At 32.3% G+C, this 26,997-nt stretch carries 24 protein-coding genes, 4 tRNA genes and 1 pseudogene; 28 read left to right on the top strand and 1 reads right to left on the bottom strand.

Annotated elements, in window-relative coordinates:
• Positions 1–2: 2 nt before the first annotated feature.
• The 13 genes from FP433_RS06475 to FP433_RS06415 all read left to right on the top strand — a co-directional run bounded on the left by FP433_RS06475 (position 3) and on the right by FP433_RS06415 (position 8,511).
• Positions 3–1,391, top strand: coding sequence for a GHKL domain-containing protein (locus FP433_RS06475; protein ID WP_265483981.1), 1,389 nt, complete (start codon positions 3–5; stop codon positions 1,389–1,391).
• Between the two features lies 1 nt (position 1,392).
• Positions 1,393–2,187: a LytR/AlgR family response regulator transcription factor gene (locus FP433_RS06470; protein ID WP_265483982.1), complete on the top strand. Its 795-nt coding sequence runs from the start codon at positions 1,393–1,395 to the stop codon at positions 2,185–2,187.
• A 176-nt stretch (positions 2,188–2,363) separates the two neighbouring features.
• Positions 2,364–3,167, top strand: a complete 804-nt coding sequence (locus FP433_RS06465) for a CPBP family intramembrane glutamic endopeptidase (RefSeq protein WP_265483983.1) — start codon at positions 2,364–2,366, stop codon at positions 3,165–3,167.
• 184 nt (positions 3,168–3,351) lie between these two features.
• Complete coding sequence (locus FP433_RS06460) at positions 3,352–3,555, top strand: hypothetical protein (protein ID WP_265483984.1); 204 nt, start codon at positions 3,352–3,354, stop codon at positions 3,553–3,555.
• A gap of 64 nt (positions 3,556–3,619) precedes the next feature.
• Complete coding sequence (locus FP433_RS06455; protein WP_265483985.1) at positions 3,620–3,826, top strand: hypothetical protein; 207 nt, start codon at positions 3,620–3,622, stop codon at positions 3,824–3,826.
• A gap of 8 nt (positions 3,827–3,834) precedes the next feature.
• The gene (locus FP433_RS06450; RefSeq protein WP_265483986.1) at positions 3,835–4,230 is read left to right on the top strand and encodes a hypothetical protein; all 396 of its coding nucleotides are present in this window, start codon (positions 3,835–3,837) and stop codon (positions 4,228–4,230) included.
• Positions 4,231–4,374: 144 nt separating this feature from the next.
• Positions 4,375–4,446: transfer RNA gene (locus tag FP433_RS06445), tRNA-Gln, on the top strand.
• Positions 4,447–4,503: 57 nt separating this feature from the next.
• A complete protein-coding gene (locus FP433_RS06440) occupies positions 4,504–5,223 on the top strand; it encodes a MurR/RpiR family transcriptional regulator (protein WP_265483987.1) in 720 nt (239 codons plus the stop codon).
• Between the two features lie 114 nt (positions 5,224–5,337).
• Positions 5,338–6,246, top strand: coding sequence for an L-lactate dehydrogenase (locus FP433_RS06435; RefSeq protein WP_265483989.1), 909 nt, complete (start codon positions 5,338–5,340; stop codon positions 6,244–6,246).
• Positions 6,247–6,338: 92 nt separating this feature from the next.
• Positions 6,339–6,420: transfer RNA gene (locus FP433_RS06430), tRNA-Tyr, on the top strand.
• A 33-nt stretch (positions 6,421–6,453) separates the two neighbouring features.
• A tRNA-Gln gene (locus FP433_RS06425) sits at positions 6,454–6,525 on the top strand.
• Between the two features lie 107 nt (positions 6,526–6,632).
• A complete protein-coding gene (locus FP433_RS06420) occupies positions 6,633–7,754 on the top strand; it encodes a hypothetical protein (protein WP_265486617.1) in 1,122 nt (373 codons plus the stop codon).
• Between the two features lie 55 nt (positions 7,755–7,809).
• Entirely contained in the window at positions 7,810–8,511 is a 702-nt protein-coding gene (locus FP433_RS06415; RefSeq protein WP_265486616.1) for a GntR family transcriptional regulator, read from the top strand.
• Between the two features lie 56 nt (positions 8,512–8,567).
• Here FP433_RS06415 and tagD read toward each other — a convergent pair whose 3' ends face one another.
• Positions 8,568–8,954, bottom strand: coding sequence for a glycerol-3-phosphate cytidylyltransferase (gene tagD / locus FP433_RS06410; protein ID WP_265486615.1), 387 nt, complete (start codon positions 8,952–8,954; stop codon positions 8,568–8,570).
• 102 nt (positions 8,955–9,056) lie between these two features.
• On the opposite strand from tagD, the gene FP433_RS06405 reads away from it, so the two are divergent.
• The 15 genes and pseudogenes from FP433_RS06405 (at position 9,057) to FP433_RS06335 (ending at position 26,992) form a co-directional block, all read left to right on the top strand.
• On the top strand, positions 9,057–9,800 hold the full coding sequence (locus tag FP433_RS06405; RefSeq protein ID WP_265486614.1) for a WecB/TagA/CpsF family glycosyltransferase: 744 nt from the start codon (positions 9,057–9,059) through the stop codon (positions 9,798–9,800).
• Positions 9,797–10,918, top strand: coding sequence for a glycosyltransferase (locus FP433_RS06400; RefSeq protein WP_265486613.1), 1,122 nt, complete (start codon positions 9,797–9,799; stop codon positions 10,916–10,918). Before FP433_RS06405 ends, FP433_RS06400 begins: the two co-directional genes overlap by 4 nt.
• A 130-nt stretch (positions 10,919–11,048) precedes the next feature.
• Positions 11,049–12,872, top strand: coding sequence for a glycosyltransferase family A protein (locus tag FP433_RS06395; protein ID WP_265486612.1), 1,824 nt, complete (start codon positions 11,049–11,051; stop codon positions 12,870–12,872).
• Positions 12,873–12,966: 94 nt separating this feature from the next.
• Positions 12,967–14,426 (top strand): annotated as a pseudogene (locus FP433_RS06390) (nicotinate phosphoribosyltransferase).
• A 12-nt stretch (positions 14,427–14,438) separates the two neighbouring features.
• Positions 14,439–15,269, top strand: coding sequence for an ammonia-dependent NAD(+) synthetase (gene nadE / locus FP433_RS06385; protein WP_265486611.1), 831 nt, complete (start codon positions 14,439–14,441; stop codon positions 15,267–15,269).
• Between the two features lie 183 nt (positions 15,270–15,452).
• Positions 15,453–18,119 carry a calcium-translocating P-type ATPase, PMCA-type gene (locus FP433_RS06380; RefSeq protein ID WP_416202971.1) on the top strand — a complete coding sequence of 889 codons (2,667 nt, stop codon included), beginning with the start codon at positions 15,453–15,455 and terminating at the stop codon, positions 18,117–18,119.
• A 108-nt stretch (positions 18,120–18,227) separates the two neighbouring features.
• Complete coding sequence (locus tag FP433_RS06375) at positions 18,228–19,373, top strand: CDP-glycerol glycerophosphotransferase family protein (protein ID WP_265486609.1); 1,146 nt, start codon at positions 18,228–18,230, stop codon at positions 19,371–19,373.
• Between the two features lie 8 nt (positions 19,374–19,381).
• Positions 19,382–20,821, top strand: a complete 1,440-nt coding sequence (locus FP433_RS06370; RefSeq protein ID WP_265486608.1) for an oligosaccharide flippase family protein — start codon at positions 19,382–19,384, stop codon at positions 20,819–20,821.
• On the top strand, positions 20,818–21,516 hold the full coding sequence (locus FP433_RS06365) for a glycosyltransferase family 32 protein (protein ID WP_265484003.1): 699 nt from the start codon (positions 20,818–20,820) through the stop codon (positions 21,514–21,516). The genes FP433_RS06370 and FP433_RS06365 overlap by 4 nt, the downstream gene beginning before the upstream one ends.
• 129 nt (positions 21,517–21,645) lie before the next feature.
• Positions 21,646–21,733 (top strand) — tRNA-Leu (locus FP433_RS06360).
• A 74-nt stretch (positions 21,734–21,807) separates the two neighbouring features.
• Positions 21,808–22,422, top strand: coding sequence for an ECF transporter S component (locus FP433_RS06355; protein WP_265484004.1), 615 nt, complete (start codon positions 21,808–21,810; stop codon positions 22,420–22,422).
• A 92-nt stretch (positions 22,423–22,514) separates the two neighbouring features.
• The gene (locus FP433_RS06350; RefSeq protein ID WP_265484005.1) at positions 22,515–22,898 is read left to right on the top strand and encodes a hypothetical protein; all 384 of its coding nucleotides are present in this window, start codon (positions 22,515–22,517) and stop codon (positions 22,896–22,898) included.
• A complete protein-coding gene (locus FP433_RS06345; protein ID WP_265484006.1) occupies positions 22,880–23,728 on the top strand; it encodes a hypothetical protein in 849 nt (282 codons plus the stop codon). Before FP433_RS06350 ends, FP433_RS06345 begins: the two co-directional genes overlap by 19 nt.
• A gap of 86 nt (positions 23,729–23,814) precedes the next feature.
• A complete protein-coding gene (locus tag FP433_RS06340) occupies positions 23,815–25,644 on the top strand; it encodes a TerB N-terminal domain-containing protein (RefSeq protein WP_265484007.1) in 1,830 nt (609 codons plus the stop codon).
• 16 nt (positions 25,645–25,660) lie between these two features.
• Positions 25,661–26,992 carry an ATP-binding protein gene (locus FP433_RS06335; protein ID WP_265484009.1) on the top strand — a complete coding sequence of 444 codons (1,332 nt, stop codon included), beginning with the start codon at positions 25,661–25,663 and terminating at the stop codon, positions 26,990–26,992.
• Positions 26,993–26,997 lie beyond the last annotated feature (5 nt).

Here is a 26,997-nt window from a genome sequence, read left to right as displayed (position 1 = left end):
AATTGAAAAATTATATCTTGATTTTATTCTGGTTGCAGCCTATTTTTATAATATGTTTAGATTTTATTTCTATAGCAACTATTTTAAAAATAAGAGTTGATAAAAGAGACCTTCTGTCAATTGGCATTATTATTTTGCTTTTAAGCGGTTTATCGTTGTGGCAATTTTATCATGGAGGAAATGATTATTTAGATAATACAATTGAAATGATAAGCTGGGGGTTATATTTTTTCTTTTACAAAAAATATTTTTCAAAGGTTGATTTAATTAATACCTTGCTCTTAGTAAGTAACATTGATTTGGGAATATCAATAATAGGAAATATAATTGATGATATTATTCCACTGAAAGAATCATTTTTTGATATAGATGTAATAATAGTAGCTTTAATAGTTCTAACACTCATATTAAAATTTAAGAATTATTTGAATAATTTGGTTACAAATCAAAATAAGTATTTATTTTTACTGTTAAATTTATATATTTATATTACAGTAAGTTTTATATATCAAAATATCCTAAAATTAAATAATCTATCTGAAAGTGCAAAGCTGTCTACTTTTATATTTTTAGTCCAATTAATTTTCTTAATAGGAATGTATATTGTAGCTGTAAGGACTCGAAAGAATATCCTTAATAAAGCAAAACAGGAACAAAAAGAAGCACAACTTAAACAACTAAAAATTGAAAATCAGAAAATTAATGAAGAATATGCAAAACTGAAAGAATATGCAGAATATCTTGATAAGAATGAAGATGAATTGCGTAAGTTCAAACATGATTATCAAAATATTTTAAATAGTTTGCGAGTAAGTGCGGAAAATGATAATGCAAATGAACTAATTAAAAAATTAGATCAATATACAAATTCTCAGATTAATAATAAAGCTCTGCGAAAATATAAAGGAATTAATCATGTAAAGGCTGAGGGATTAAAAAGCATCGCTATTGCAAAGCTTGCGAAGCTTTATAATTTGAAGATTGATTATAGCTTTGATTGTGTAAAGGATGTTACAAACTTGCCGAAAGGTGTTAACGAACTAGATATTACTAGAATAATTGGAATTGCTTTTGATAATGCGATTGAAGCAAGTTTAGAAATGCGTAATAAGAATCAAAAACCTTTTGTAGCCGCAATGTATCTTGAAGAAGATGGGACGTTTGAATTTGAAATAAGAAATAAAGTTCTTAGTCAAGAAAATACTAAAAAAATTAGTCAAAAAGGTTACACAACTAAAAAAGATCATTTAGGAATTGGGTTAGCTAATGTGAAAGAAATTGCCAAAAAGTATCGTAAAAATGTATTGATTGATTATGGGTATAATGAAGACTATTTTATCTTTAATTTAGTAATTGTACCATTTAAGGATTGGCAAGAAAGTGAGAATTAAAATGAAATATTCAGTATTTATTTGCGATGATGAGCAAGAACAAATTACTAATCTTAAGAATATTATGGAAGTTGCAGAGATGTATCTTTCTGATGAAAAAGAAGTAAAATTCAATTTAATCACTTATGAGTCTTATCAAGGAGCAATGGAGGGAATTACTGAAGGAAGAATTAGTAGTGGAATCTATTTTTTAGATGTTGAATTAGAAAATAAGACAGATTCTAATACAGGATTTGACTTAGCAGAATTGATTAAAAAACGTGATGAAAGAGCGCAAATTATATTTGTGACTAGCCATGAAGATTTGTCTCTGATTACTTTTGAAAGATATTTAGGGCCAGTTGATTATATTATTAAGACTTCTGATACGCAGAAATTAAAGAAAAGAATCATGAAAGCTTTAAAGAAGGCGATGGCAAATTTAGATCAATTTAATAAAATTAAAAGATATACTTTTTCTTATAAAGTAGGACGTCGTATTAATAATATTCGAATTGATGATGTTATTTGTATTGTAACGTCTGATTTGCCCCATCGTTTGTTGTTAAAGAAAACTATGGGAAAGGCAGATTTCATTGGAACAATTAACCAGTATGAAAAAGAAAATCCAATGTTAGTTAAAATAAGTCAGTCATGTCTTGTTAATCCGCAAAATATTAAGACAATCGATTTGAAAAATAAACTTGTTGAGTTTGTAAATGGTGATATAGAGCCATATTCACGTACTAAGAAAAAAGAAATGAAAGAATTGCTAAATAAATTTAATTATAAAGAAAGTTGGCTTGAAGTAAATTAAGTGAGGAAAAAGATGGAAAAAAGCATAAAAAGTATAGGTATAACAATTGGATAAAATTGATTGTAGAGTAGCATGTTTAGCGATAATTTAAAATCATATGGATCCAATCTTGCTTTAGTTCACTTAAGAGGTCAAGATTTTTCTTGACCTATTTTTATAAGGAGTAGAGAGATATTATGTTAGCAATGGCATTAAAATTTAATCTAAAAAATCCTAAATTACGAAGAAAGACTTTTATCTTTTTAATTGGTACAGCGATTTCATTAATAGCATTCTATGAGGTCTATCCTTTGGTAAGTGAGGTATTCCCCAAAAACGAAAGCTTTAAAATAGCCGTGTTACTATTTGGAGCAATAGTAATTTGTGGTGTATCTTATGGGGTGATGAAAACAGTACGTGTTTTTTTAGAAAAAATTAAATTTCATCATCAATTTTCCAGCATAGTTTTTGGAATATTTTTAGTTTTAGAAATATTGCTAGCTTCAAGTGGTAAGTTAGCCTTATTTAAGATACCAGGTGAACAATTAACTAAAATTATAATTACGGCGATTGTAATTGCCTTTATTGAAGAGTTTATTTTCCGAGGAGTTATATTTAATGCTTTAATAGCCTTATTTTTTAAAAGTAAAAATATTCTTTTTTTAGCAGGAGTCTGCTCTGCAATTATTTTTGGGATTGGTCATGGGTTCAATTTATTTGTGCAACCTGCATCAACTACCGCTATTCAAATTATAATGGCAGCAGATTTGGGAATACTCTACGCTTATATTCACATGGTAACGAATAACTTGTCTTGGTGCATAGTTTTACATGCTTGGCATGATATGTCGTTGCAATTGGTCCAGCCAACTGCTCCGAATACCATTTGGTTATTTGTAGGAATATATTTAATAATTTTTTTAATTATGTGTTGGGCGATGTTTTCTTATAATAAAAAGTTAAATATGTATTTGAGGAAATTAGATAAATCTTTAACTTAGTAGTAGAAAAATTAAGTTGAAGTCTGAAGTACAATTAATACAGTTGGTGGAAAGTAATTTTTAAAGAGAAGAGTAATCTTCTTTTTTATTAGCAGAATAAGAAAGAAAAACGACCACTTAGGAAAAGTTGTTCATCTTTAATAAAACTTATATATAATGAAGTCATCTCACAAAGGAGGAAAACATGGAAAATAAACCTAATTTTAGAGAAAAGTCTTTTAATTTAATAGCAATAATTTTCTTTTTACTCAATATCTTTTGGCATCCCCAAAGCGCAATTCTCAGAACCATTATGGGAATTGCCTGGGTAATTGTAATAGCATATTACATTATTTCAATTACTCGTTGGATGTTAAGAAAAAGAAAGTCTAATCCATCAGACCAGTAAGCAAAATTTTAACTGATTTAGGTGGAATAAACTATACTAAAGTTAATTAAAGAAGGAGGTCATTATGATGTTGAAAAAAGTAAAGATCGAATTAGCTATTGCGCTAATTTTAACAGTGATTAGTTTACTTAATTACCCAGATACAAGATTAGAGATGTATATTATGGGTACAATCTACATTGTAATGGCCATTTTTTATGTGCTGGCAATTGGGGATGCTGTAGCTGAAAAATTCAACTTAACAGTAGACTCCAAATCCTGCAATAAGTGAGGAAAATTATGAAAAAGAATCTATTAGTTATAACAGCAAGCATAGCATTATTAGGTGCAGGCAGTATTATGGCTAATAATACTACTCAAGTTAGTGCTAAGACTACTAAGGCTGAAAGAATGAGTCAAATTCCTTCGGTTAATTATATTAGCCATACTAAAAAAGGAATCACCTATAAATTACAAGTAGCAAAGAAGGCCAAAGTAGTGTTTTCTTATAATGGAAAAACCATTCTCTCTAAGAAAGCAAAGTCTTCCCACTTAAAAGTATTCATTTCTGCTAAAAAGCTTAAAGGTAAAAAGGGTGCCTTTAGTGTTAGACAAATACAGCCAGGCAAAAAGGCAAGTAAGACTGTAAAGGCGAAAATTATAAAGATTGGGCTAGTTGAAGAAAAAATTATTTAAAATAATCATTAAAATTTCACCTATTCCTATCGGGAAATGATTTATAATTTTTTATTGACAATTTTACGAAAAAGAGTATTATATTATTTGTTAAGTATTTAACTTAATTGGTTGCATTGGGCAACAAGTAAAAGCTCAATACAGTGGGTTATAGCCAAGTGGTAAGGCAACGGTTTTTGGTACCGTCATGCGCTGGTTCGAATCCAGCTAACCCAATATTTTAGAGATTAGGCGATGCCTGATCTCTTTTTTTGTATAAAAAGAGGTATCGACATGCAAGAAATTTTAAATATGATCTATCAAGAATTGGGGACACTTCCTGCTGAAGACCAAAAAATTGCACGGGTAATTTTAGCAAACCCATCGAAAGTAGCAGAAATGAACTTATCAGAATTTGCTCAGTTTCTTCAGGTAAGTGAAAGCACTGTTACTGAGTTTTGTGAAAAATTGGGGCTTAGTAGTTTTGTCCAACTAAGAGAACAACTAGGCAACAAGAATCTGATGAATAAGGGTTCAATTTCAAAGGTTTTTAATGATTTACCAACTTTTGAAAAGGATAACCTTGTTTCAATTTTTAGAGATGCCGCCTTAGTGCAAATTGTGGGAGCATCAGAAAAATTACAGGATAAAATAATAGAATTGCTTAATAAAAATGGAATTTTTGCTTTAGGAGTAGCTAATCCAAAAATTAGTTTAGCGCAGACATTACACTTAAAGTCAAAAGATGTTTTACTCGTAATTGAGCCTGAAGAAATATCATTTGAATTAGTTAAACAGGTTCAAATTGCTAAGCATGAGGGTGTAAAGATAGTAACCTTAGGTCGAGAACTTGGAAGAAGAGTAGGAATGGAAGCAGATTGCTTTATCGACTGTCAAAAGGAAAAAGTAATTAATGTATTGGAAGCAATAATTACAAATGTCTTAGATAGTGATTTAAAATTGCAGAATTTTAAGAAGAAGTATCGAGATATTTTAAAAAGTAGATTGAGTTAATTTGGTTAAATAACTAATAGATTTTTATTAAAAAATGTATAATTTTAAATTAAAAGTTGTATAATATAGATACGTCAAAGTTCATGGCCAGATTTAAGGAAAGGATGAATGCGTATGAGAAAAGCAGCAGTTATTGGCTTAGGACATGTTGGGGCAACAGTCGCCTACACTTTGTTTACTCATGGAATTGTTGATAAGCTTGTTTTACTTGATAAAAATGAAGGTAAAGCAGAAGCAGAATATAATGATTTAAGAGATACACTAGCAAGAAATAATTACTATGTTGATGTAGTGGCTCAAGATTGGGATGAGTTAAAAGATACTGATGTAATTATTACTGCATTTGGAGACATTAAAGCAACTGTTGAAACTGGAGATCGTTTCGGTGAATTTGAAATTAATGCTGCCAATGCAAAAGAAGTTGGTGAAAAAATTAAGGCATCGGGATTCAAAGGAATTTTAATTAATATTTCTAATCCTTGTGATGCAGTCTGTGCTTTATTGCAAAAGAGTACAGGACTTTCCAAAGCGCAAGTGTTTGGTACAGGAACATTTTTAGATACAGCCAGAATGCAGAGAATTGTTGGGGAAAAGCTTCATGAAGATCCTCGTAATGTTGAAGGTTTTGTATTAGGAGAACATGGTAGTAGCCAGTTCACTGCTTGGTCAACTGTGCGAGTAAATGGCGAAAGTGCAACAGAATTATTTACTAAAGAAGAATTAGCTCAATTAAGTGCTCAACCAAATAAAAATTCTTTCAAAGTAGCTAAGGGAAAAGGTTATACTAGTTATGCAATTGCAACTTGTGGAGTAAGATTAGCACAAGCAGTATTTAGCAACGCACGTTTATTTGCACCAACCTCAGTTTACTTAGAAGAAGTAGAAAGTTACATTGGTTATCCAGCAATTATTGGAAAAAATGGTGTTGAAAGAATTATTAAGTTACCTTTAAGTAAGGAAGAAAACGAGAAGTTACAAGCTTCTGCAGAAAAAATTAAAGAACACATTGATCAATTGAATTAAGTGAAAATTGAGGAATAAGTTTTTTTCTTATTTCTCAATTTTTTTGCTTGCATTTTTATTTTTGTTCAGGTATTATAATAAAGTACTGTTAAGGAGGCCTAGCGAAGTGGCTAAACGCGGCGGTCTGTAAAACCGCTCTCTCTGAGTTCGGTGGTTCGAATCCACTGGCCTCCATTGTTGAACAACAAGTAAAAGTTCGACTGGTACTGGGTTATAGCCAAGTGGTAAGGCAACGGTTTTTGGTACCGTCATGCGCTGGTTCGAATCCAGCTAACCCAATTGTTCTTTAGAACACCCAACCCGAAAAAGACGTCTTCGTTGAAGGCGTTTTTTTTATACAATGGGTATTTTGCTAATACTTAATGGCTAGAAAGGATTTAATTGAAATGGCGCGACTTATCCAAGTAGGAACTCGTGGTGGAGAAGTAGAATGGAAACAGGCTTTAAAAGATGTTAGAGCAGATGATGTCTTGCTTTTAGAACCTGGCTTTTATGAAGTAGAGCAAGGATTAAACGTAGCAGATATTACAATCAAGGGGATGGGGAATAATCCTGAAGATACTGTAATAGAAGGATATTTTTCTTTAGGAGGAGACTGTCGCTTTTTTAATTTAGAAAATATTGCAATTCGTACCAAAACAAATCATAATGCTTTTTTTATTGAACAAAGTGCTGACACTTACCTTACTTTGCGTAATGCAGTCATTGAAAGTGGAATAGATAATACTGCAGCCATTGCGGGCAATGGAAAATGTACTATTGAATTGTTCTCTGTAAAAGTCTTGGGTGCCAGCATTTCGCTGTTTAAGAAGTCAAGTTTTCGTTTAACGATGAATGATTGTTTTGTGGACTATCCTTCCGATAGATATGCAGCTATTGGAATTCAAGGAAAAGGGACAGCAATTATCTCTAATACAACCATTAAAGGAAATTTGAGTACTTACTTTGACTCAAATTCAGAAGTTGACCTTAATAATTCAGAAGTAAATACGCTCTTAATTCATGGACAAACATGGATGAATCTTTTAAATACCCAGGTAACTGGCAAAGATGATGGAAGCTTTTATGTTTCAGATGAATCTTGGATAAATGTAGTTAATTGCCGCTTTGCTGGGGGAGTTTATTTTGATAAAAAAACTCGAGCAATAATCCAAAATTCAGAAATGGATCGTCTAATTGGTTGTAATGAAGCCAAGGTCACTTTAAGTAATACCCAAATAAACAGTCACACCGACTTTCAAGATGATGCTACTTGCAGAGCAACTAGAACAGTATTTTCAGGTGGAAAAGACTTTGAATATTTCCTAGCCCTAAATGCTCAAGCATCATTAACAGGAAATGATGTAATTTTGAATCCAAACAAAGGAACAATGGCAATTCAAGATGATGCTAATGTTACTTTAAATGTTTTAACGGCTAATCAAGAGAGTCTGGAAATTGAATGTAAAAGGCCAGAAAATATTAGTATTTTAGGAATAAAGTGGACACCAAAAACTACTGATGATTGAGGCACAAAAAAGATTAAGGTAAAATAATGATAGATTAGTAAAAGCGGGGACTAAAATGCAAGAACCAATGTATATTAAAATTCATAATCAAATCAAAAAGGATATTGAAAATAAAAAGTATGCGGTTGGGGAAAGAATACCTGCTGAACGACAATTGGCTACTGAATTTAAAGTTTCACGAATGACATTGCGTCAAGCTATCAAGACCCTTGAGGATGAAGGAATTTTAGAAAGACGTTTAGGTAGTGGAACTTACGTTGCTAGCCAAAAAGTACAAGAAAAGATGTCTGGAATTATGAGCTTTACTGAAATTACACGTTCAAATGGACAGATTCCCTCGAGTAAAGTTATTTCTTATCGTGTTACTAAGCCTTCATTGTCAGAAAAAGAAAAATTAAGACTTAAAGATGGAGAAAATGTTTTACGTATGGAACGAGTTCGTTCAGCTGATAATGTTCCAATTTGCTATGAAGTTGCTGCAATTCCCTATAATTTAGTAAAAGAGTTTTCTAAGGAAGAAATTTCAACTAGTCTTTATCAAACCATTCAACATAAAGGTGGTTATAGCTTAGGAAATGTAATTGAAAATATCGGAGCAGCTGTGGCAAGTGAGGTAGATGCTAGACGATTATCTGTAAGGAAGGGTGAAGCTTTAGTTACGCGACGACAAGTTACTAAATTAAGTGATGGTACTCCTTTTGAATATGTACGAGCTTCTTATGTAGCAGAACGATTTGAATTTACATTTGCAAAATGAAATGAGCAGAATAATGTGACCTAATTTTAAGGTTATATCATTATTTCTGCTCATTTTTATTTTAAATCGCTTTTTATCTTAGTTGTGGAAATTCCAGGGGTGCGAGGGAGATAAAGCACGTCACAGTAAGGTTTTAAAAAATCGAATTTTCCTTGCCAGTCATCCCCCATTACAAAGAGATCAATATTGTTTTTTTTAACATCAGTAATTTTTTGATCCCAGTCTTCTTCAGGTATTACTTCATCGACGTAACGAATTGCTTCTAAAATATATTTTCTTTCCGCATAGGAATTATAGGATTCCTTATGTTTTTTAAATTGATTAAATTCATCGGTTGAAAGACCAACTACAAGATAATCACCTAATTCTTTGGCTCTTTTTAGTAAGCGAACATGGCCATAATGGAGTAAGTCAAAAGTTCCATATGTGATGACTTTTTTCATAGATTTAAAATTCCTTTTCTAAGTTACCAGTATATTTTATCAAAAAACCTATTCTTTGTTAAAATAGTATCAAATAGTAAATGGGAAAATAAAGGATAAATTATGAATAAAGTAAATGTCTTAGGAATTAATTTTAATAATTTTACGCTTGAAGAGTTCAAAAAAGAATTTATTCATCGCTTAAATAATCATCGCTCTACCCTAATAGTAACCGCTAATCCGGAAATTGTGATGGCTACAAAAAATGATTCAGAATACTTTAAAATAATTAAAGAGGACGCTGATTACGTTACTGCTGATGGCATTGGCATCCTCTTAGCTGCCAAGATGCAGAAACAGTCTTTAAAAGAAAGAGTTACAGGCTATGATTTATTTACTTGGTTATTAAGAATTGCTAATCTACGAGGGTTAAAAATTTATTTAGTGGGAGCAAAAGCTGAGGTTTTAGAAAAAACTAAGCAAAAAATTGCGCAAAAATACCCTAATATAAAAATTGTTGGAGCTGAGGATGGCTATTTTAAAGAAGATTTGAAAACTGTAGCTAATCGTATTGAAAAAGCAAAACCAGATCTAGTATTTGCGGCCTTAGGATTTCCACGTCAGGAAAAATTATTGGTAATTCTACGTAAGCAAAAGCTGCCTGCTTTAATGATGGGAGTAGGTGGAAGTTTTGATGTCTTTTCGGGAGTTGTGAAAAGAGCACCTAAAAAGTTTCAACAAATGCATTTAGAATGGTTTTATCGCCTAATAACTAATCCAACTCGGTTAAAACGAATGTTAGTTTTGCCAAAATTTGTTGTAGAGGTTGAAAAGAAACAATTAGCAGTTAAAAAGGGGAAAAGATGAAAGTTTTACATATTAATGCTGGTTTAGAAAAAGGTGGCGGTCTGTTTCATGTGGTTAATTTTTTAACCCAGGCGAAGAAGGAACAAGCAGATTTTGAATTGTTAACTTTGGCAGAAGGGCCAGTAAGTAAGGCTGCTAAAAAAAGAGGAATCAAAACTACAGTTCTTGGCAGCCAAAGTCGCTATAATTTAACGAGTTTAAGTAAGTTAATAAAATTTATTAATGAAGGAAATTTTGATATTGTTCACACCCACGGGCCAAGAGCAAATCTTTATTTATCATTGATTAGGAAAAGAATTCAGGCAAAATGGGTAATTACTGTGCATTCGGATCCCTTAAAAGATTTCAAAGAACGTGGCTTACTTGGAAAAGCATTTACAAATTTAAATTTAAAGGCTTTGCAAAAAGCAGATGGAATTTTTGCCATTACACAAAATTTTGCTGATATTTTGAATAAAAAGGTTGGCATAGATAAAACTAAAATTTGTGTAATTTATAATGGAATCTTTTTCCATGATAATAGCAAAATTGCCCGTAAATTTGCTCACCCTTACTTTAATATTATTAATGTAGGACGTCAGGAACCACTAAAAGGTCAAGATGTTTTGCTAAAGGCTATTAAAAAGCTAGATAATCCTAATATCAGAGTTCATTTGGTTGGGGATGGAAGTAAGGAGAACTATCTTAAGGCATTAGCAAGAGATTTAGGAATTAGTCAGCAAGTAATTTTTCATGGCTTTTTGACTCAAAAAGAAACTAGTGAATTATATCGGAAAATGAATCTGGCAGTTTTAACTTCTTATTCTGAGAGTTTCCCCTTGGTCTTATTAGAAGCTGCTGACAACTTAGTCCCAATTCTTTCCACCAGTGTTGGTGATATAAAAAAGATGATTCCCAATGAAAATTATGGCTTTATAGCACCAATTGGTGATATAGCAGCAATTAGTGAGCAGCTAGATCATGCAGTAAATACAGACCCAGTTGCACTAAAAGAAATGGCAAAAAAAGAGAAAAATTATTTATCACAGACTTTTTCCATGCGTAATCAATATTTAGTTATTACTAATTATTATCGTTATCTTTTAAAGAATAATCGAAGTGAGCAAAATGGTAACTAGAAGGCGTCAATTAAATATTTTACTAGTACTCATTAGTATTGCGCCACTTTATTTAGAGATCATTGACTTTTTCTGGAACCAAAGCATCACAGCATTTCTTTTTAATAGTCTTTTTGCTTTGGGGATAATATTGGTATTATTTCAAACTAATCTTTTAGATATCGATCAATGGTTTTTAGAAAAAGCCATTACTTGGCTAAGTGTATCACTATGGGCAATTTGTTTATTAGAAAATAATCATTTGCTCAGCATTAAAATGCCACAATTTATCTTTCAAATGGGATTATTGACCTTAAGTGGTAGCCTTTATTTTGTTGAACGTCATTTTACTGTTAAAAATATTATTTTAATCATTATTAATATGAATACCCTAAGCTTCGTTTTTCCGCCTTTAGGAAGCTGGTTATTGTTATTAATAAGCTTTGTTTCCCTATTAATTTATTTAATTCGTTTTGCAATTACGAGAAGTATTCAATTTCGTTTGGAAATCTTAACTACTTATATCATTGTGCTCTTATTTGCAATTGTGTGGGTTGGATATGAAAATGTAAATTTTCAATTAGATAATATCTCTTGGGAAATAGAGGCAGTGCTGGATTTGGGGTTGATCCCACTAGCATTTTTACTAAACACTCAGCTCCAAAAAATAAGATTAAATTGGAATTTGGGCCTAGGAATTGGAGCGATTTTATTAACCAGTGAGAGTAGTTTATTACTAGATCAGCCTCGATTGTTGAATTCAGTATATTTAGTTTTACTACTTATAGCTTATATTAATGTGATTAATATTTTTGGAGGAATTGTTTTAAAGACTGATCCAAAAATTTCAGTAATTATTCCTACTTATAACAACCAAGAAACAATTGTTGGATGTCTAGATTCAATAAATAAGCAAAGCTATCAAAATTGGGAAGTTATTTTGATTGATGATGGTTCGAGTGATCATACTAGGCAATACGTAGAACGTTATCTTAAGTATAACGAAATGAAAATAAAACAAGTCTACCAATCCCATCAAGGCAGATTACGAGCAATTATTAATGGTACCTCCAAGATCAAGGGAGAGATAGTTTATATCTTAAATCCAGAAGATAGCTTATATGACAGACATGTATTTTATCGTGCAATGCATAATTTGAGTCAAGAAAAATGTGATGGAAGCTTTGTTGGTATTGAAAAAGAGTCTGTTTTTGGACAAACTTACAAAATCAAACGCCCTCGTCCATATTATGATAGTCGGACTACGCTTGTAAAAAGTGGTTTAAATTTAGGCAAAGATTTATTTTTACCATATATTTATTGGCGGAGTGATATTTTTAAAAAGATTGTTGTAAAAAACTCATTGATTGATAATTTACCTACTTGGTACAATCCGCAGGCAAAATTGGGTTTAAGAATGGTAAATGCTAATTTTATTGGCTTAAAATACAAGGATAGAGCTAAGGAAGATGAAAATAATTTACTAGCTTTTTCAGGACGGCTACGTTTTTTTCAACAAATTAGAACTAACTTTGATATCCCCAAATTTAGTTTGCAGGTAGTGTTATATCGCTGGACTAATCGTTTATATATTTCAAGTATGTATCCAGCGATCTTTAAATACGGAAAAAGTTTTAAAATTACTCCTAGTCTTTCACTGCCAGTCCTTAATCAATACCAAGGTAGTAGTCAGTATATAGAACTAATTAAAATGTTTGTTAAAAACTATGATCCTAAAAAAGTGGGACTAATTTCTCTTCCTGAGGATTTAAAGATTTATCGGGGTTGTGATGTGGAGCAATTTGAAGAAAATTGGAAGCAAGATCAACTTTCTTCCTTTTATAAAGAATTAATACAACTCTTAAAATCAGGAACAGGAATTATTGAGGTCAAAAAAGAAGATAAAAAATCTTTTGAAGAAATTTTAGATTTCTTTACCATTAAAAATTATGTTCAGCTAAAAATAGGGAGTTAGATGGAAAGTAATTTTGTTAGTTGCCAGTTGCCATTAATGACAGTTTGGTTATAATAAGAGACAAGAAATTTAAGTTTATAATTAGTGAGGGAAAATGTTAAACAAAACTTTAGATCAAGATGATTCTTTGATCTTGCATACAGATTTGTATGAAATTAATATGATGTATACATATTTTAAAAGGGCATTAGTGAAAGAAATGCTGTTTTTGAATTATTCTTTAGAAAAGAACCATTTGGCAATGGTTATGCAGTTAATGCTGGATTAAGTCGTGCAATTGAATATTTGAATAACTTACATTTTAAAGAGAGTGACTTAGAATATTTAAAAGCACAAGAAAATTACGATGATGATTTCATTGATTATTTAAGAAATTTAGAGCTTAAGTTGAGTGTTAAAGCGGCAGTTGAAGGAGAGTTAGTTTTTGCTAATGAACCAATTATGCAAATTGAAGGACCGCTTGCGCAAGCACAGCTAGTTGAAACAGCTCTGTTAAATATTATTAATTTTCAAACTTTAATTGCTACCAAGGCAGCTAGAATTAAAGTAGCTGTTGGTGATGATCAATTAATGGAATTTGGTTCAAGAAGAGCTCAAGAAACTGATGCAGCAATTTGGGGAACTCGAGCAGCTTATATTGGGGGCTTTGATGCGACAAGTAATGTCCGTGCAGGAAAATTATTTAATATTCCTATTTCAGGTACTCATGCTCATGCATTAGTGCAAGCTTTTGGGAGTGAATATGAGGCATTTAAAGCTTATGCACAAACTCATAAAGATTGTGTCTTTTTAGTTGATACTTATGATACTTTACGTAGTGGTGTACCGACAGCAATTAAAGTTGCTAAAGAGATGGGCGATAAAATTAATTTTTTAGGAGTTCGAATTGACTCTGGTGATATGGCCTATATTTCTAAAAAGGTGCGTAAGCAACTAGATGATGCCGGCTTTAAAGACGCAAAGATTTTTGCTTCAAATGATTTAGATGAAAAAACAATCCAAAACTTAAAAATGCAACATGCACGGATTGATGTTTGGGGTGTAGGAACTAAATTAATTACAGCTTTTGATCAACCTGCGTTAGGTGGAGTTTATAAATTGGTTTCTATGGAAGATGAAGCTGGAAATATGCGGGATACCCTTAAGATTTCTTCGAATGCTGAAAAAGTTTCAACTCCTGGTAAGAAACAAGTTTGGCGTATTTCTGCTAATCAAGTGAAGAAAAATGAAGGTGACTGGGTGTCCCAAGCTAATGAAGATCCTCGAAATTTTGATTCCCTTTTTATGTTCCATCCACAATACACCTACATCAATAAGGTGGTAACTGACTTTACGGCCAGACCACTCTTGCAGCCAATTTTTGAAAAAGGAAAATTGGTTTATCAAGAACCAAGTCTGCAAGAAATTAAAAAATTTGCAGCTAATAATTTAGATAGTCTATGGGATGAATATAAACGTAGTTTAAATCCACAAGATTACCCAGTTGATCTTTCCCAAAAGTTGTATGATCATAAGATGAATCTAATTAATGAAATTCGTAGTCGTATTAATTAAAGAAGGTAAAAAATGAGACCCTTACAAAAAAAGATTGTTGAATATGAAAAAGTAAAGCCTGAAATTGATCCTAAAGAAGAGATTAGAAAATCAATTGATTTTTTGAAAGATTATCTTAAAGCTAATCCTTTTTTGAAATCATATGTCTTAGGAATTTCAGGTGGTCAAGATTCTACTTTAACTGGTAAATTAGCTCAAATGGCAATTGAAGAAATGCGTCAGGAAACTGGTGATGATTCTTACCAATTTATTGCTGTTCGCCTTCCTTACGGTGTTCAAGCAGATGCAAGTGATGCAGCTGATGCAGTTGCTTTTCAAAAGCCTGATCAAGATTTGATTGTTAATATTAAAGAACCAGTTGATGCAATGGTTAAAGTTGTAGAGGCAACTGGACAAAAAATTACTGATTTTAATAAGGGTAATATCAAAGCGCGTCAGAGAATGGTTGTTCAATATGCAATTGCTGGGGCAAATAAAGGTGCCGTGATTGGAACTGATCATGCAGCAGAAAACTTTTCTGGCTTTTATACTAAATATGGTGATGGAGCAGCTGATATTACGCCACTCTTTCGCTTAGATAAACGTCAAGGAAAAGCCATGCTTAAGGAATTAGGTGCGCCAGAACATCTTTACTTAAAGGCACCAACTGCAGACTTAGAAGAAGATCGACCTGCTCTTCCTGATGAAGTTGCATTGGGTGTTTCCTATCAAGAAGTAGATGATTATCTTGAAGGACGAGAAGTAAGTCAGCAAGCAGCTGAGCAAATTGAAAAGTTATGGAAAAAAAGTGAACATAAGCGTCACCTTCCAGTAACAATTTTTGATGATTTTTACAAGAAATAGAACTTGCATCTTTTAGTAAATATTTAATATAATAGTAACTGTATTAAGGGAGTAACCGCAAGTAATTGTGATAAGTTCAACAACCGAGAGAATTCTTCTCTCTGGACTTGTCTTAATGAGTGAGACTTATGCACCAGATAATTGGGCGTAGGTCTTTTTTTATTAGATTTGGAGGGAAATTTAGTGAAACATTATTATGATCAGACAATTCCTGAAGTTGAAAAGGAGCTAAATACTTCTTTAAAAACTGGGTTGTCTAAGCAAGAAGCTAAAAAACGGCTGGAAAAATATGGTCCCAATGCTTTAACCGCAAAAAAGAATAAGGGATTAATTGCAAAGTTTTTTGACCAATTTAAAGATTTCATGATTATTGTATTAATTGTTGCAGCTATTTTATCAGGAGTAGTTGCTCAAGAATGGACAGATGCAGCAATTATTATGATTGTTGTTTTAATTAATGCAATTTTAGGTGTAGTCCAAGAAGCACGTTCGGAAGCAGCAATTGATGCTTTAAAAGAGATGTCAACTCCTAATGCTCATGTTCGACGTGATGGAGAAATCTTACAAGTTCCAAGCACAGAAATTGTGCCAGGAGATGTTGTGTTGCTTGAAGCTGGAGATATTGTACCAGCGGATATGAGATTAGGCTTAGCAGCAAGCTTAAAAGTAGAAGAATCAGCCTTAACAGGAGAATCTGTTCCAGTTGAAAAAGATGTTGCTACGCTAGATAAACCAGATGTGGCTTTGGGTGATCGGAGCGATATGGCTTATTCAAATACCAATGTTACTTATGGTCGTGGTGAAGGGATTGTTACCGGAACTGGAATGACCACAGAAGTTGGTAAGATCGCTACAATGTTAAATAATGCAGATGAAACAGATACACCATTAAAACAAAATTTAAACCAACTTGGTAAAATTTTGACAATTATGATTTTGGCAATCTGTGTGGTTGTTTTTGTGGTAGGGATGTTTACTAAACAAGGTACAGAACCTACTAATAAGTTAATGATTGATATGTTCTTAGTGGCTGTTTCATTAGCTGTAGCTGCAATTCCAGAAGGATTACCAGCAATTGTTACTATTATTTTGGCACTTGGTACTCAGGAAATGGCCAAACATAAGGCTATTGTTCGTAAATTGCCAGCAGTTGAAACTCTAGGTGCAACTGACATTATTTGTTCTGATAAGACTGGTACTTTAACGCAAAATAAAATGACAGTTGAACAGCTTTACTATAATAAAAAAATTCATAGTAATGCTGATGACATTGCACCAGCAAATCCTGTCTTACTTTCAATGGTTTTAGCTAATGATACTAAAATTGAAAATGGTGGTAACTTATTAGGAGATCCGACTGAAACAGCTTTAATTCAATACGCTTTTGATCAGGGAATCAAGGTTGAAGAATTACTAAAAGAAGATGCTCGTGTTCAAGAAGTACCATTTGATTCTGACAGAAAATTAATGTCAACTGTTAATAAGTACCAAGATGGCAAGTATTATGTTGCAGTCAAGGGTGCTCCTGATGAGTTATTAAAACGAGTAACAAAAATTGAAGAAAATGGTAATGTTTCTCCAATTACTGAAGAAGATAAAAAACAAATTTTAGCGACAAATCAAGAATTAGCACAAAAGGCATTACGTGTATTGGGATTAGCTTATAAAATTGTTGACCAACCTTACGCTGATCCAAGCACTGATAATGTTGAACAAGATTTAATTTTTGCTGGATTAGTTGGAATGATTGACCCAGAGCGTCCTGAAGCTAAAGCTGCTGTAGCAGAAGCTAAAAATGCTGGAATCCGTACAGTGATGATTACTGGTGACCACCAAGTGACAGCAGCTGCTATCGCAAAACGATTAGGAATTTTAGATGGAGACCACGATGGTGTTATAACGGGAGCAGAACTTGATAAGCTTTCTGACGATTATTTCATTAAACATGTGCAAGACTATAGCGTTTATGCACGAGTATCACCTGAAAATAAGGTTAGAATAGTAAAAGCTTGGCAAGCAAATAATAGGATTGTTGCGATGACTGGTGACGGTGTAAATGATGCCCCTAGTCTAAAGCAAGCTGATATTGGTATCGGAATGGGAATTACTGGTACTGAAGTTTCAAAGGGTGCAGCTGACATGGTGTTAGCTGATGATAACTTCGCAACTATTGTGGAAGCAATTAAACAGGGAAGAAAAGTTTTTGCTAATATTCAAAAGGCGATTCTTTACTTAATGAGTTGTAACGTAGGTGAAGTTTTAACTGTATTTATGATGACAATGTTGGGCTGGGATATTTTAATGCCAGTGCAACTACTTTGGATTAACTTAGTAACTGATACTTTACCAGCAATTTCACTAGGGGTTGAACCAGTGGAGCCGGGAATTATGAAGAAAAAGCCACGTGGAAAGAATTCTAACTTCTTCTCAGGTGGAGTAGCTAGCTCCATCATTTATCAAGGAATTTTAGAAGGATTACTAGTCCTAGGTGCATATCAATTTGGACTTCATGTTGGTCCTCATGTAGGAAATGCCAACTTGCAGCATGCAGATGCGTTAACTATGGCCTTTTTGACATTAGGACTTATTCAATTATTCCATGCATTTAATGCGAAGTTTATTCACAAATCAATCTTTACTAAAAGAACATTTGAAAATAAGTGGTTTAATGGAGCAATTATTATTTCAGCTTTAATCATGGCAGCTGTTGAATTACCATTTATGACTAAGTTATTTGATGTAACTGAGTTGGATGGTCAACAATGGCTAGTAGTGGTAGTAGCAGGAATTCTAATGGTCTTAATTGTTGAAATTGTAAAATTCTTCCAAAGAAAGTTGAAGAATAATTAAATATTTTCCTAAGATCTGGAATAATTTCCAGATCTTTTTTGGTTAGATAGCAGAAGAAGAAAAGAAATAGTATGATTAACTTAAAAGATTTTAATTGAGGAAAATAATATGAAGAGTTTCTTTTTTAGATGGTATCTAAATTTGATGAAATTTTTGGCTTTTTTTGTACCAGTGAAGGCTAATGCAATTGTGATTTTAAATGGGTCAGGAAGATCAGGGTCGAATGGTTTTTTATTTTATAAATATCTCCAAAAAAATTATCCCAACTATCAAGTAACCTTAGTTGAACCCTGGCCATCATCACATTTGCCTTTTTCAATGTGGAAAAAAATTGGGCAAGCTCACTTTATTTTTACGACCCATCAGCCTTTTAAAATTAAGAAAAAACAAGTTAATGTTGCATTTTGGCATGGAATTCCCTTAAAAAGAATGGGAATTATGGCTCATAATACTTTGCGCAAGGATAACTTGCGTAACCAACATTTGTGGCAGAAAACAGCAGATCTTGTAACTTCAAGTAGTGACTTATACGAAAGTATGATGACAGCTTGTATGGCAATTGAGGCCGGTAAATACCAAAAGCTTGGCTTTCCACGTTTAGATGCTTTAAAAAATCCCGTAATTAGTAAAAAGGATTTTTTAAAAGATTTATTTGGTAAGGAAGATGCTAAAGCTAAAATAGGAATTTATATGCCAACTTTTCGTTATGAATTAGAAGATGGCAAGATTATGGAGCAAATTAAGCAGGGGAACTTTTTTGCTTTTACCGATTTTGAGATTAGTAAGTTGAATTCTAGCCTAAAAAATAATCACCAATACTTAATTGTTAAACTTCATCCCTATGAAATGCGTTTGTTCAGCAATTTTAATAGTAAGTATTCTAATATTGCCTTTTTAAATAATGATTATCTATTTGAAAATAATTATGATTTATATGAATTATTAGGATTAACAGATTTCTTGCTGACTGACTTTTCATCAATTTATTTTGATTATCTCCACCTAAATAAACCAATTATTTTTGTGACTAACTTTTTAGAAAAATATGAAGAAGTGCGGGGGTTATTAATAAGCCCCTATCAAAAAATTACTCCTGGTCCCTGTGTTAACAATCAGGTAGAGTTGATAGAATGCTTAGCTACCTTATCATCTGATCAAGGAGATAGTGAACGTAAGTATTGGTTATCGTTGACAGATGAGGTTTTAGGAGAAAATAATAGTCAAAGAATTTGTGAATATTTGGAATTTAAGTAGAGGTTTTTGTGAAAAGAACTTTTTTAAATATTTTATATAATGCGGTTTATCAGATATTTTTAGTATTTGTTCCGTTAATCACTGTTCCATATTTATCAAGGGTACTGGGTCCTAAAACATATGGAATTTATAGTAGTGTTAATAATACAGTTCAGTTTTTGATGGTTTTTTGTGTTTTATCGATTACTTATATTGGGATGAGAACAATCTCAAAAACTAGAGCAACTCAAGGACGGGAAGAATTAACGCAAGCATTTTGGGGATTATGGTATTTTCAAGGTATTGCTGGCATTGTAATGATTGGTTTAACTAGTTTGATCTGCCTTTCCTTAAAAATTCAATATTGGAATTATATCTTATTAATGATTCCTTTTCTGATTTCAGCACAATTTGATATTTCCTGGTTTTTCCAAGGATTAGCAGATTTCGGACGCGTTGTTTTAAAAAATACTGGCGTTAAATTAGTCAGTGTGGTGCTGATTTTACTCTGGGTAAAAAGTCCCCAAGATTTGTGGAAATATTTACTCATTATGTCAGTTTCAACAATGCTAGGATCATTTGTATTTTGGTTTGACATTCATAATTATGTTGGAAAGCCTACTAAAGGCTTTTACAAGTGGCGCGAAAGTGTGAAGGCGATTGTAATTCTGATGATTCCCCAAATTGCAACTCAAATTTATACTTCTTTAGATAAGCCTTTATTAGGTCTTTTTCAAAATTCAACGCAAGTTGCTTATTATGATAATTCTCAAAGAATTTCAAATATGATTCTGGGAGTGATTACGTCAATTTCTTTGGTTATTATGCCAAAAATGGCTGGAGAAGGTAAGGCGACTCAAAAAGTTGTGATGAAAAAATCACTTGAAGCAACGGTTATGCTTGGTACATTATTTGCGGTAATAGTAATGGCAAATACTAAGCAGTTTGTGCCGTTCTTTTTTGGAAATAAGTATATTCCCATGACACCACTGATGTTTTTCTTTACCTTAACAATTATTATGATCCCAACAGGGGGAGTCTTTGCCAATCAATATGCCTTAGCAGTTTCACGAGATAAAGATTATGCAATTCCGGTAGTAGTTGGAGCAATTTTAGAATTAGTATTGAGTTACTTTTTGGATCGAACTTATGCAGCTGCTGGAGCTATGGTAGCAATTTTAATTACCGAGGCGGTAGTTTTGGTGTTGCGAATTTGGATTGTTAGGGATGCATTTAAATTTAGTTATGTATTTCATGATGTGCCTTATTATTTGGGTATTGGATTAATCAGTTTAGTGGTGGGGATGGTCTTACCTAATTTTATTCCAAGTGCCTTCTTTAATATGGCAGTCAAATCAATTGTAATTTTGCTGGTGTACTTAATTTTAATGTTCCTTTGTCCTTTAGATTTTAATCAAGATTTGATTTTGTTAGTGAAAAAATTTTTTAGAAAGCGAGTAAAACAATGATTCCTAAAAAAATTCATTATGTTTGGGTAGGAAGGAATCCGAAACCTAAAGTTGTTGTAGATTCAATTAAGACTTGGAAGAAAAAATTACCTGATTTTGAAATAATTGAATGGAACGAAGATAACTTTAATATTCATGAAAATAAGTACATTGAGCAAGCTTATCAAGCTAAAAAGTGGGCGTTTGTCTCTGACTATATCCGTGCTCGAGTGATTGAGCAAGAAGGTGGAATTTATTTGGATACTGATGTACGTGTACTAGATGATTTAACTCCTTTGCTTGCTAATGAAGCATTTATTGGATTTGAAAATGAAAATTATTTATCGGCTGCCGTTTTTGGAGCTCGACCAGGGCATCCCTTTATCCAAGATATGATTGCTTACTATCAAAATCGAAATTTTGAATTTGATAAAAATAATCAGCTGGCAGGGGTCAATAGTTTTTCGGTAACAGATATTTTGATAGATCGTTATGGACTAAAGACTGGTAATTACGAACAAGAACTACGAACAGGAATTCATGTTTATGGGGATGGGATTTTATGTAATCCTTCTAGTAATTCTAAGTCTATTCATCTATTTACTGGAACGTGGTTAGAAGGAAAAAGCTCAATTAAGCATAATTTAGTTACGTTTTTAAAAAAGCATATTTCTAATCCTCAACAAGCTGGCTTATATGAAAAAATTATTCGTTAAGATTTGATCTGCCATATTGACGATTGATTATCTATTTGATAAATTATTTGAGTAACTAGGAAATAGCTTATTAATTAATTTTTTAAGTGGTTGACGAGTTACGAATTCTTTGGTATATTAGTTAAGTACGCGGGCGTGGCGGAATGGCAGACGCGCAAGACTAAGGATCTTGTGATCGCTTTAGATCGTGGAAGTTCGAGTCTTCTCGCCCGCACCAAGGAAAAAGGAAGTCGTTAAGTCGACTTCCTTTTTTGTTTATAAAATTTATTGAAATTAATTTTGGAAAATAAAATGATTCGTAAAAAAATACAGCGTTTAACAATTGCTGCAATTTTTGTAGCTATTATTTTATTACAAACTTTTGTACCATATATTGGTTACTTGCACCTTATTCCAGGTTTGCCTGCTGTGACAACTATTCCATTAACTATTGCAATTGCTGCTAGTTTAATGGGGGTAAGTTTTGGAGGATGGTTAGGATTTTTTTGGGGAGCTTTGAGACTAATATTGGCTTATGTACAACCAAGTGATGTTTTAAGCTTACTGTTGTTTCAAAATCCCTTAATTGCTGTTTTACCCCGAGCAGTTGCTGGAGTAGTTGGTGGTCTTGTGGCAAAGTTAGCAAAGGGAAAAAGTAATCCTAAGAGATTAATTTATTTTTTAGTAGGAGTAGTTACTTCTTTAACTAATACGCTAGGTGTAATTGTCATGACAACTTTAGTTTATATGTGGCATCCAGGCAACTTATTACATGCATTAGGTCAAACAAATAATTCAAACCCTCTACTTTTAATCTTGTTTACAGCATTAGGAATTAATGGTATTGGAGAAATGATATTTACTGGAATTTTAACACCGATAATTGTTATTCCTCTAAAGAGAAGTGTGGAAAGAAAGTTGAGGTAGGAGTGAATTTAATATATTTTCAGAAAAAAGTATTGCTTAATGATTATGTAAATGATAATATTATAAAAAAATAAAATAAAGGAATGATAAATGTGAAAAACAAATTAAAAAAGAAAGTAATATTAATTTCTAGTATTGGATTTGCTATTAGTACAGTAGCTCCCTTGGAAATTACTAATAAAGTAGAAGCAACAGAAAAAAATACAACTTTTAATGTAACTTCAGCACAACAGATTTCAACTAGCTGGATAAGTGAGTCAAAAATGAATGTAGCTACTTCTATAGGTGGAGGAGGAAGTATTTCTTTAGGAGGATTAGGAGCCGCAGGAGCAGCTGGAGGATTTGGTGGAGTAGTAATGCATTATGCTTCTCATAGAAAAAATGCAAGAAAATCTACTCATGACAAACACACTAAGAAAAGGCCTGGAGGAAAGGAAAAGAAAAAAATAAGTAGTAAATGGAAAAGAAACAGGTAATTAAAATGTCTGTAGTAGAAATTCATCTAAAAAAAGACCACTCAAGTTACTTTTTTGGAAATAGTCTTATTGAAACGCCAGATTATCTAGCTTTACAGTCAGTAGATGAAAATGGTTATCTAGGTGGAATATATTTCATTAAAAAGTCTGCAATTTCAGCAGTAAAAACAAATTCTGATGAAATTGAAGATTTAAAGAATAAAATTATTGATCCTTTTAGTCTAAAGAAAAATAGCGAAGAATTATTAAAAGAATTTTTAACGCAGCAAGATATTAAGAAGTTATGTCAGGAAAATTCACTAATTTATCTTGAAACAGCTGATGAAAATTATCACGGAAAAGTAAAAAGTATTAATTCAAAAGAAATAACCTTAACGGAATTAGATTATGAGAATCATCAGTTGACAGTATTACTGGATGAAGTCCAGGTATTTGGGTTTAAGCTGTTAGAAGATAAGTTATTAGATGAATATTTAAATTCAGAAACTTCTATTGAAAATTCTGATTTGGTAGAAATAGATTTAAAAAATCAGTCACCAATTGAACAAAATGAATTTTTGGTTGGGAAAATTATTAGAGAAGATGAAGATACTATAATAATTGAATCCTTAAATGATCTTGGCCAGCTGGAGAGTGTTACCGCAATAAAAACATCCGTGATTGAAAAGATAGTCAAAAAAGATGACTATCTAAATTACATAGAATTTTTAAAGCAGTGGCAGGAAAATAATCAAAGCTATGATTTAAAGAAAATTCAAGAAGGATTAAAAAAATTGGATTTGAAAAATTCATTTCAAGCTGATTCTCCAATCATTGATTTAGTTAAATAATTTTAAAGTACTCTAGTCTTCTAGAGTACTTTTTTCATGAGAAATAATTTGTTATAATAGAATATACGTTCGTAAGGAGGGATATGATGAAACTACAAGAATTGAAAAATTATCTAAAGAATAAATATGCCCTTCATTTTGAGGTATTGACTACCTCTCAAGATAAATTTTTTGTGTTAAAAGCTCCAGGAAACCCAAATTATTTTGTTCAGTTTAAGCCAGAAAATGAACTGCAAGTTGACATAAACTGTGGTTCTTTTTCTGAAATAATTAGAGATTTGCCAGAGTTCTCATTTCCTTACTATACGCATGATAATAATTGGGTAGGAGTAAACCTTGAAAATGCAAACTTTGAAGCAGTAGCTAAAGCAGTGGATTACGCCTACAAATTAGCCTTAAATAAGAATCACACTGGATCTGGGCAATATATTGTTTTAAATCATTCTGAAAGTGAAACCGATACTGATAAATATCAAGCTCAAACGATTCCTTTTAACCATGATAAGAAGCCAGTGGAAGTTAAAAATCATCTTAAGGATAATATTCCTGAACCTATCCACAAAATGTTACAGGCTTATGATTATAGTATCTTGCCTAGAATTGGCAGAGAGAGAAATTTTTATAAACAAGCTCAAATAGTTGCAAACTATGAAGATGACTATTCGAAATTTTATCCTTTTAAAAGATACTATCCGGTCTACCATGATATGACCATTAATCAATTAAGAACCTATTTTGCTTGGCGTAGCAAAGTAAGAAAGGGAGTTTATCAAGAAACAAGTAGTTCTTATGTATTTGTCTATATTTATGAATTATTGAATCAAGTTGGAGTAAAGGATAGTTTAGAGGGTTACCATCAGCTAAAAGAATTAGAAAAGAATTACATCTCAACTTATGCACCTTTCATGGCAGTTTATTTAAAGCGTTGGTTACAAGATTATGTAGTTTTTTATCAATTGCCGGCGGAAGTTATTGAACAAGAATTTAAAAAAGAGATAAAGCAAGATACTCTTTATGAAAGGTTACTAAATCCTGCAGATGCTGAAGAACTAATGCAAGTAATAAGAAAAATGGCTACTTATCACGGTAAGAGTCCGCTGAAGGAAGAATTTAATCAGGTCTTTTTTTATGCATGGAAAGAAGCTTTAACAACAGTACCCGATTTTTTTGATAATACTGTGGCAATGAAAGTTACAGAAGATTATTTTCCTTTTACAGGGGCGATTTTTTATAATCAAAATAAAAAGTCAATTAAGCTAGAGATTGATAAGTTATTGAAGTTTAAGCTCAATGAAATTAGTGGCTCTAAAACTTTTTATCTTCCCCAAGCTAGAAGAAAAATTCTACTTAATAAAGTTTTACATGAAGTTGATCGCATTAGTCGAGATGTTTTTCAGGTGGGAAGAAAATTAAAAGCTAATGATCTTAGTGATGTAGTGGTAGACGCAATTAGAGCAGGAATTAAAAAATATCAACTTGCTAAGATAGAAGCAAGTAAGCCAAAAATTGAAATTGATTTTTCTGATTTAGATCAAATTCGACGTGATGCGTCTCAAACGCGAGAAAGTTTGTTAACAGAAGAAGAAAAGCAAGATAGTGAACTTGGAGACAATTTAAATAGCTTTGATGAAAGTACTTTTAATCAAGAGGTCTTGTCAGCTAATGATGGAAACCAAGAAGTGGTACAGGAAAGTTATGGCTTAAATGAAGATGAAGTATTTTTCTTAAAGGCGTTACTTAATCATCGGCCTTTTGAAGATTATTTAAACAAAAAACATCTAATGGTCTCGATTTTAGCCGATAGCATCAATGAAAAAATAATCGATGAGATTGGTGATAGTGTGATTGAATTTGATGAAAATGATACCCCTAAAATTGTTGAAGATTATCGAGAAGATTTAATGGAAATGTTTTAGAAAGGAGTAGAGGTAAATGGTAGAAATGAAAAGAAGAATTCCAAAGCGAATAGCACAGACAGTTTTAAATTCGTTAAAAGGTGGGGTAGTTCCAAGAATTGGGTTACCCTATATCACTGTAGGAAGAAAATCTGAAATTGAAGCTTTATTACATGATGTAGACATTATTTCTGAAGGTGGAGCTTCATTTAGATTTATTGTGGGACGCTATGGATCAGGGAAAAGCTTTTTATTACAAACGATGCGTAATTATGTAATGGATCGTAATTTTGTAGTAGTAGATGCGGATTTATCCCCTGAAAGAAGACTACAAGGAACTAAGGGACAAGGGTTAGCAACTTATCGAGAATTAATTCAAAATTTAGCCACAAAAACTCGTCCTGAGGGTGGAGCTTTGACATTAATTTTAGATCGGTGGATAAATTCAGTGCAATCACAAGTAGCGCAAGAAGGAAATTTAACTCCTGAAAGTCCTGAATTTGAACAAGAAGTTTCGAAAAAAATCTATGAAGTAATTTCAAATTTGAATGAATTAGTTCATGGTTTTGAATTTGCCAAGCTTTTGAATATGTATTATCAGGCTTATATTGCGGCTGATGATGAGAAAAAAGCTAAAGTAGTTAAGTGGTTTAGAGGAGAATACGCTACAAAGACGGAAGCAAAAAAGGACTTAGGCATTGATATAATTATTTCAGATAGTGATTGGTATGAATATTTAAAACTATTTGCAAGTTTCTTTAAGCAAGCAGGTTACTCTGGATTAATTATCATGATTGATGAATTAGTTAATATTTTTAAAATTCCCAACAGTATCTCACGTCAATATAACTATGAAAAAATTTTAACGATGTATAACGATGCGCTGCAAGGAAAAGCAAAGTATCTTGGAGTAATTATGGGGTCGACACCACAAGCAATTGAGGACCAAAGACGCGGAGTGTTTAGCTATGAAGCACTACGTTCACGTCTATCTAGTGGCAAATTTTCTCAAGAAGGTGCACGGGATATGTATGCACCAATTATCCATTTGGATCCTTTAACTCCAGAGGAAATGTTAGTTTTAACTGAAAAATTAGCTCAAATGCATGCAGCTTTATACAACTATGAAAAAACAATCACTGATGAAGACTTAGCTCAATTTATCAAAATTGAATACGCTAGAATTGGTGCTGAAACAAACATTACTCCACGTGAGGTAATTCGTGATTTTATTGAATTACTAGATATTGTTCATCAAAATCCGCAAAGAAGCATTACCGATCTTTTAAATTCTGATAAATTTAGTTTTGCTAAGTCTGAAGCAGTCTCTGATAAAAAAGACGATGATTATACTGAGTTTACTCTTTGAGTTTA

Origin of the sequence: Lactobacillus sp. PV012 (assembly GCF_014522325.1) — a bacterium.
In the GTDB taxonomy this organism is placed as follows: Bacteria; Bacillota; Bacilli; order Lactobacillales; family Lactobacillaceae; genus Lactobacillus.
This window is presented reverse-complemented; position numbering and strand designations above follow the sequence as displayed.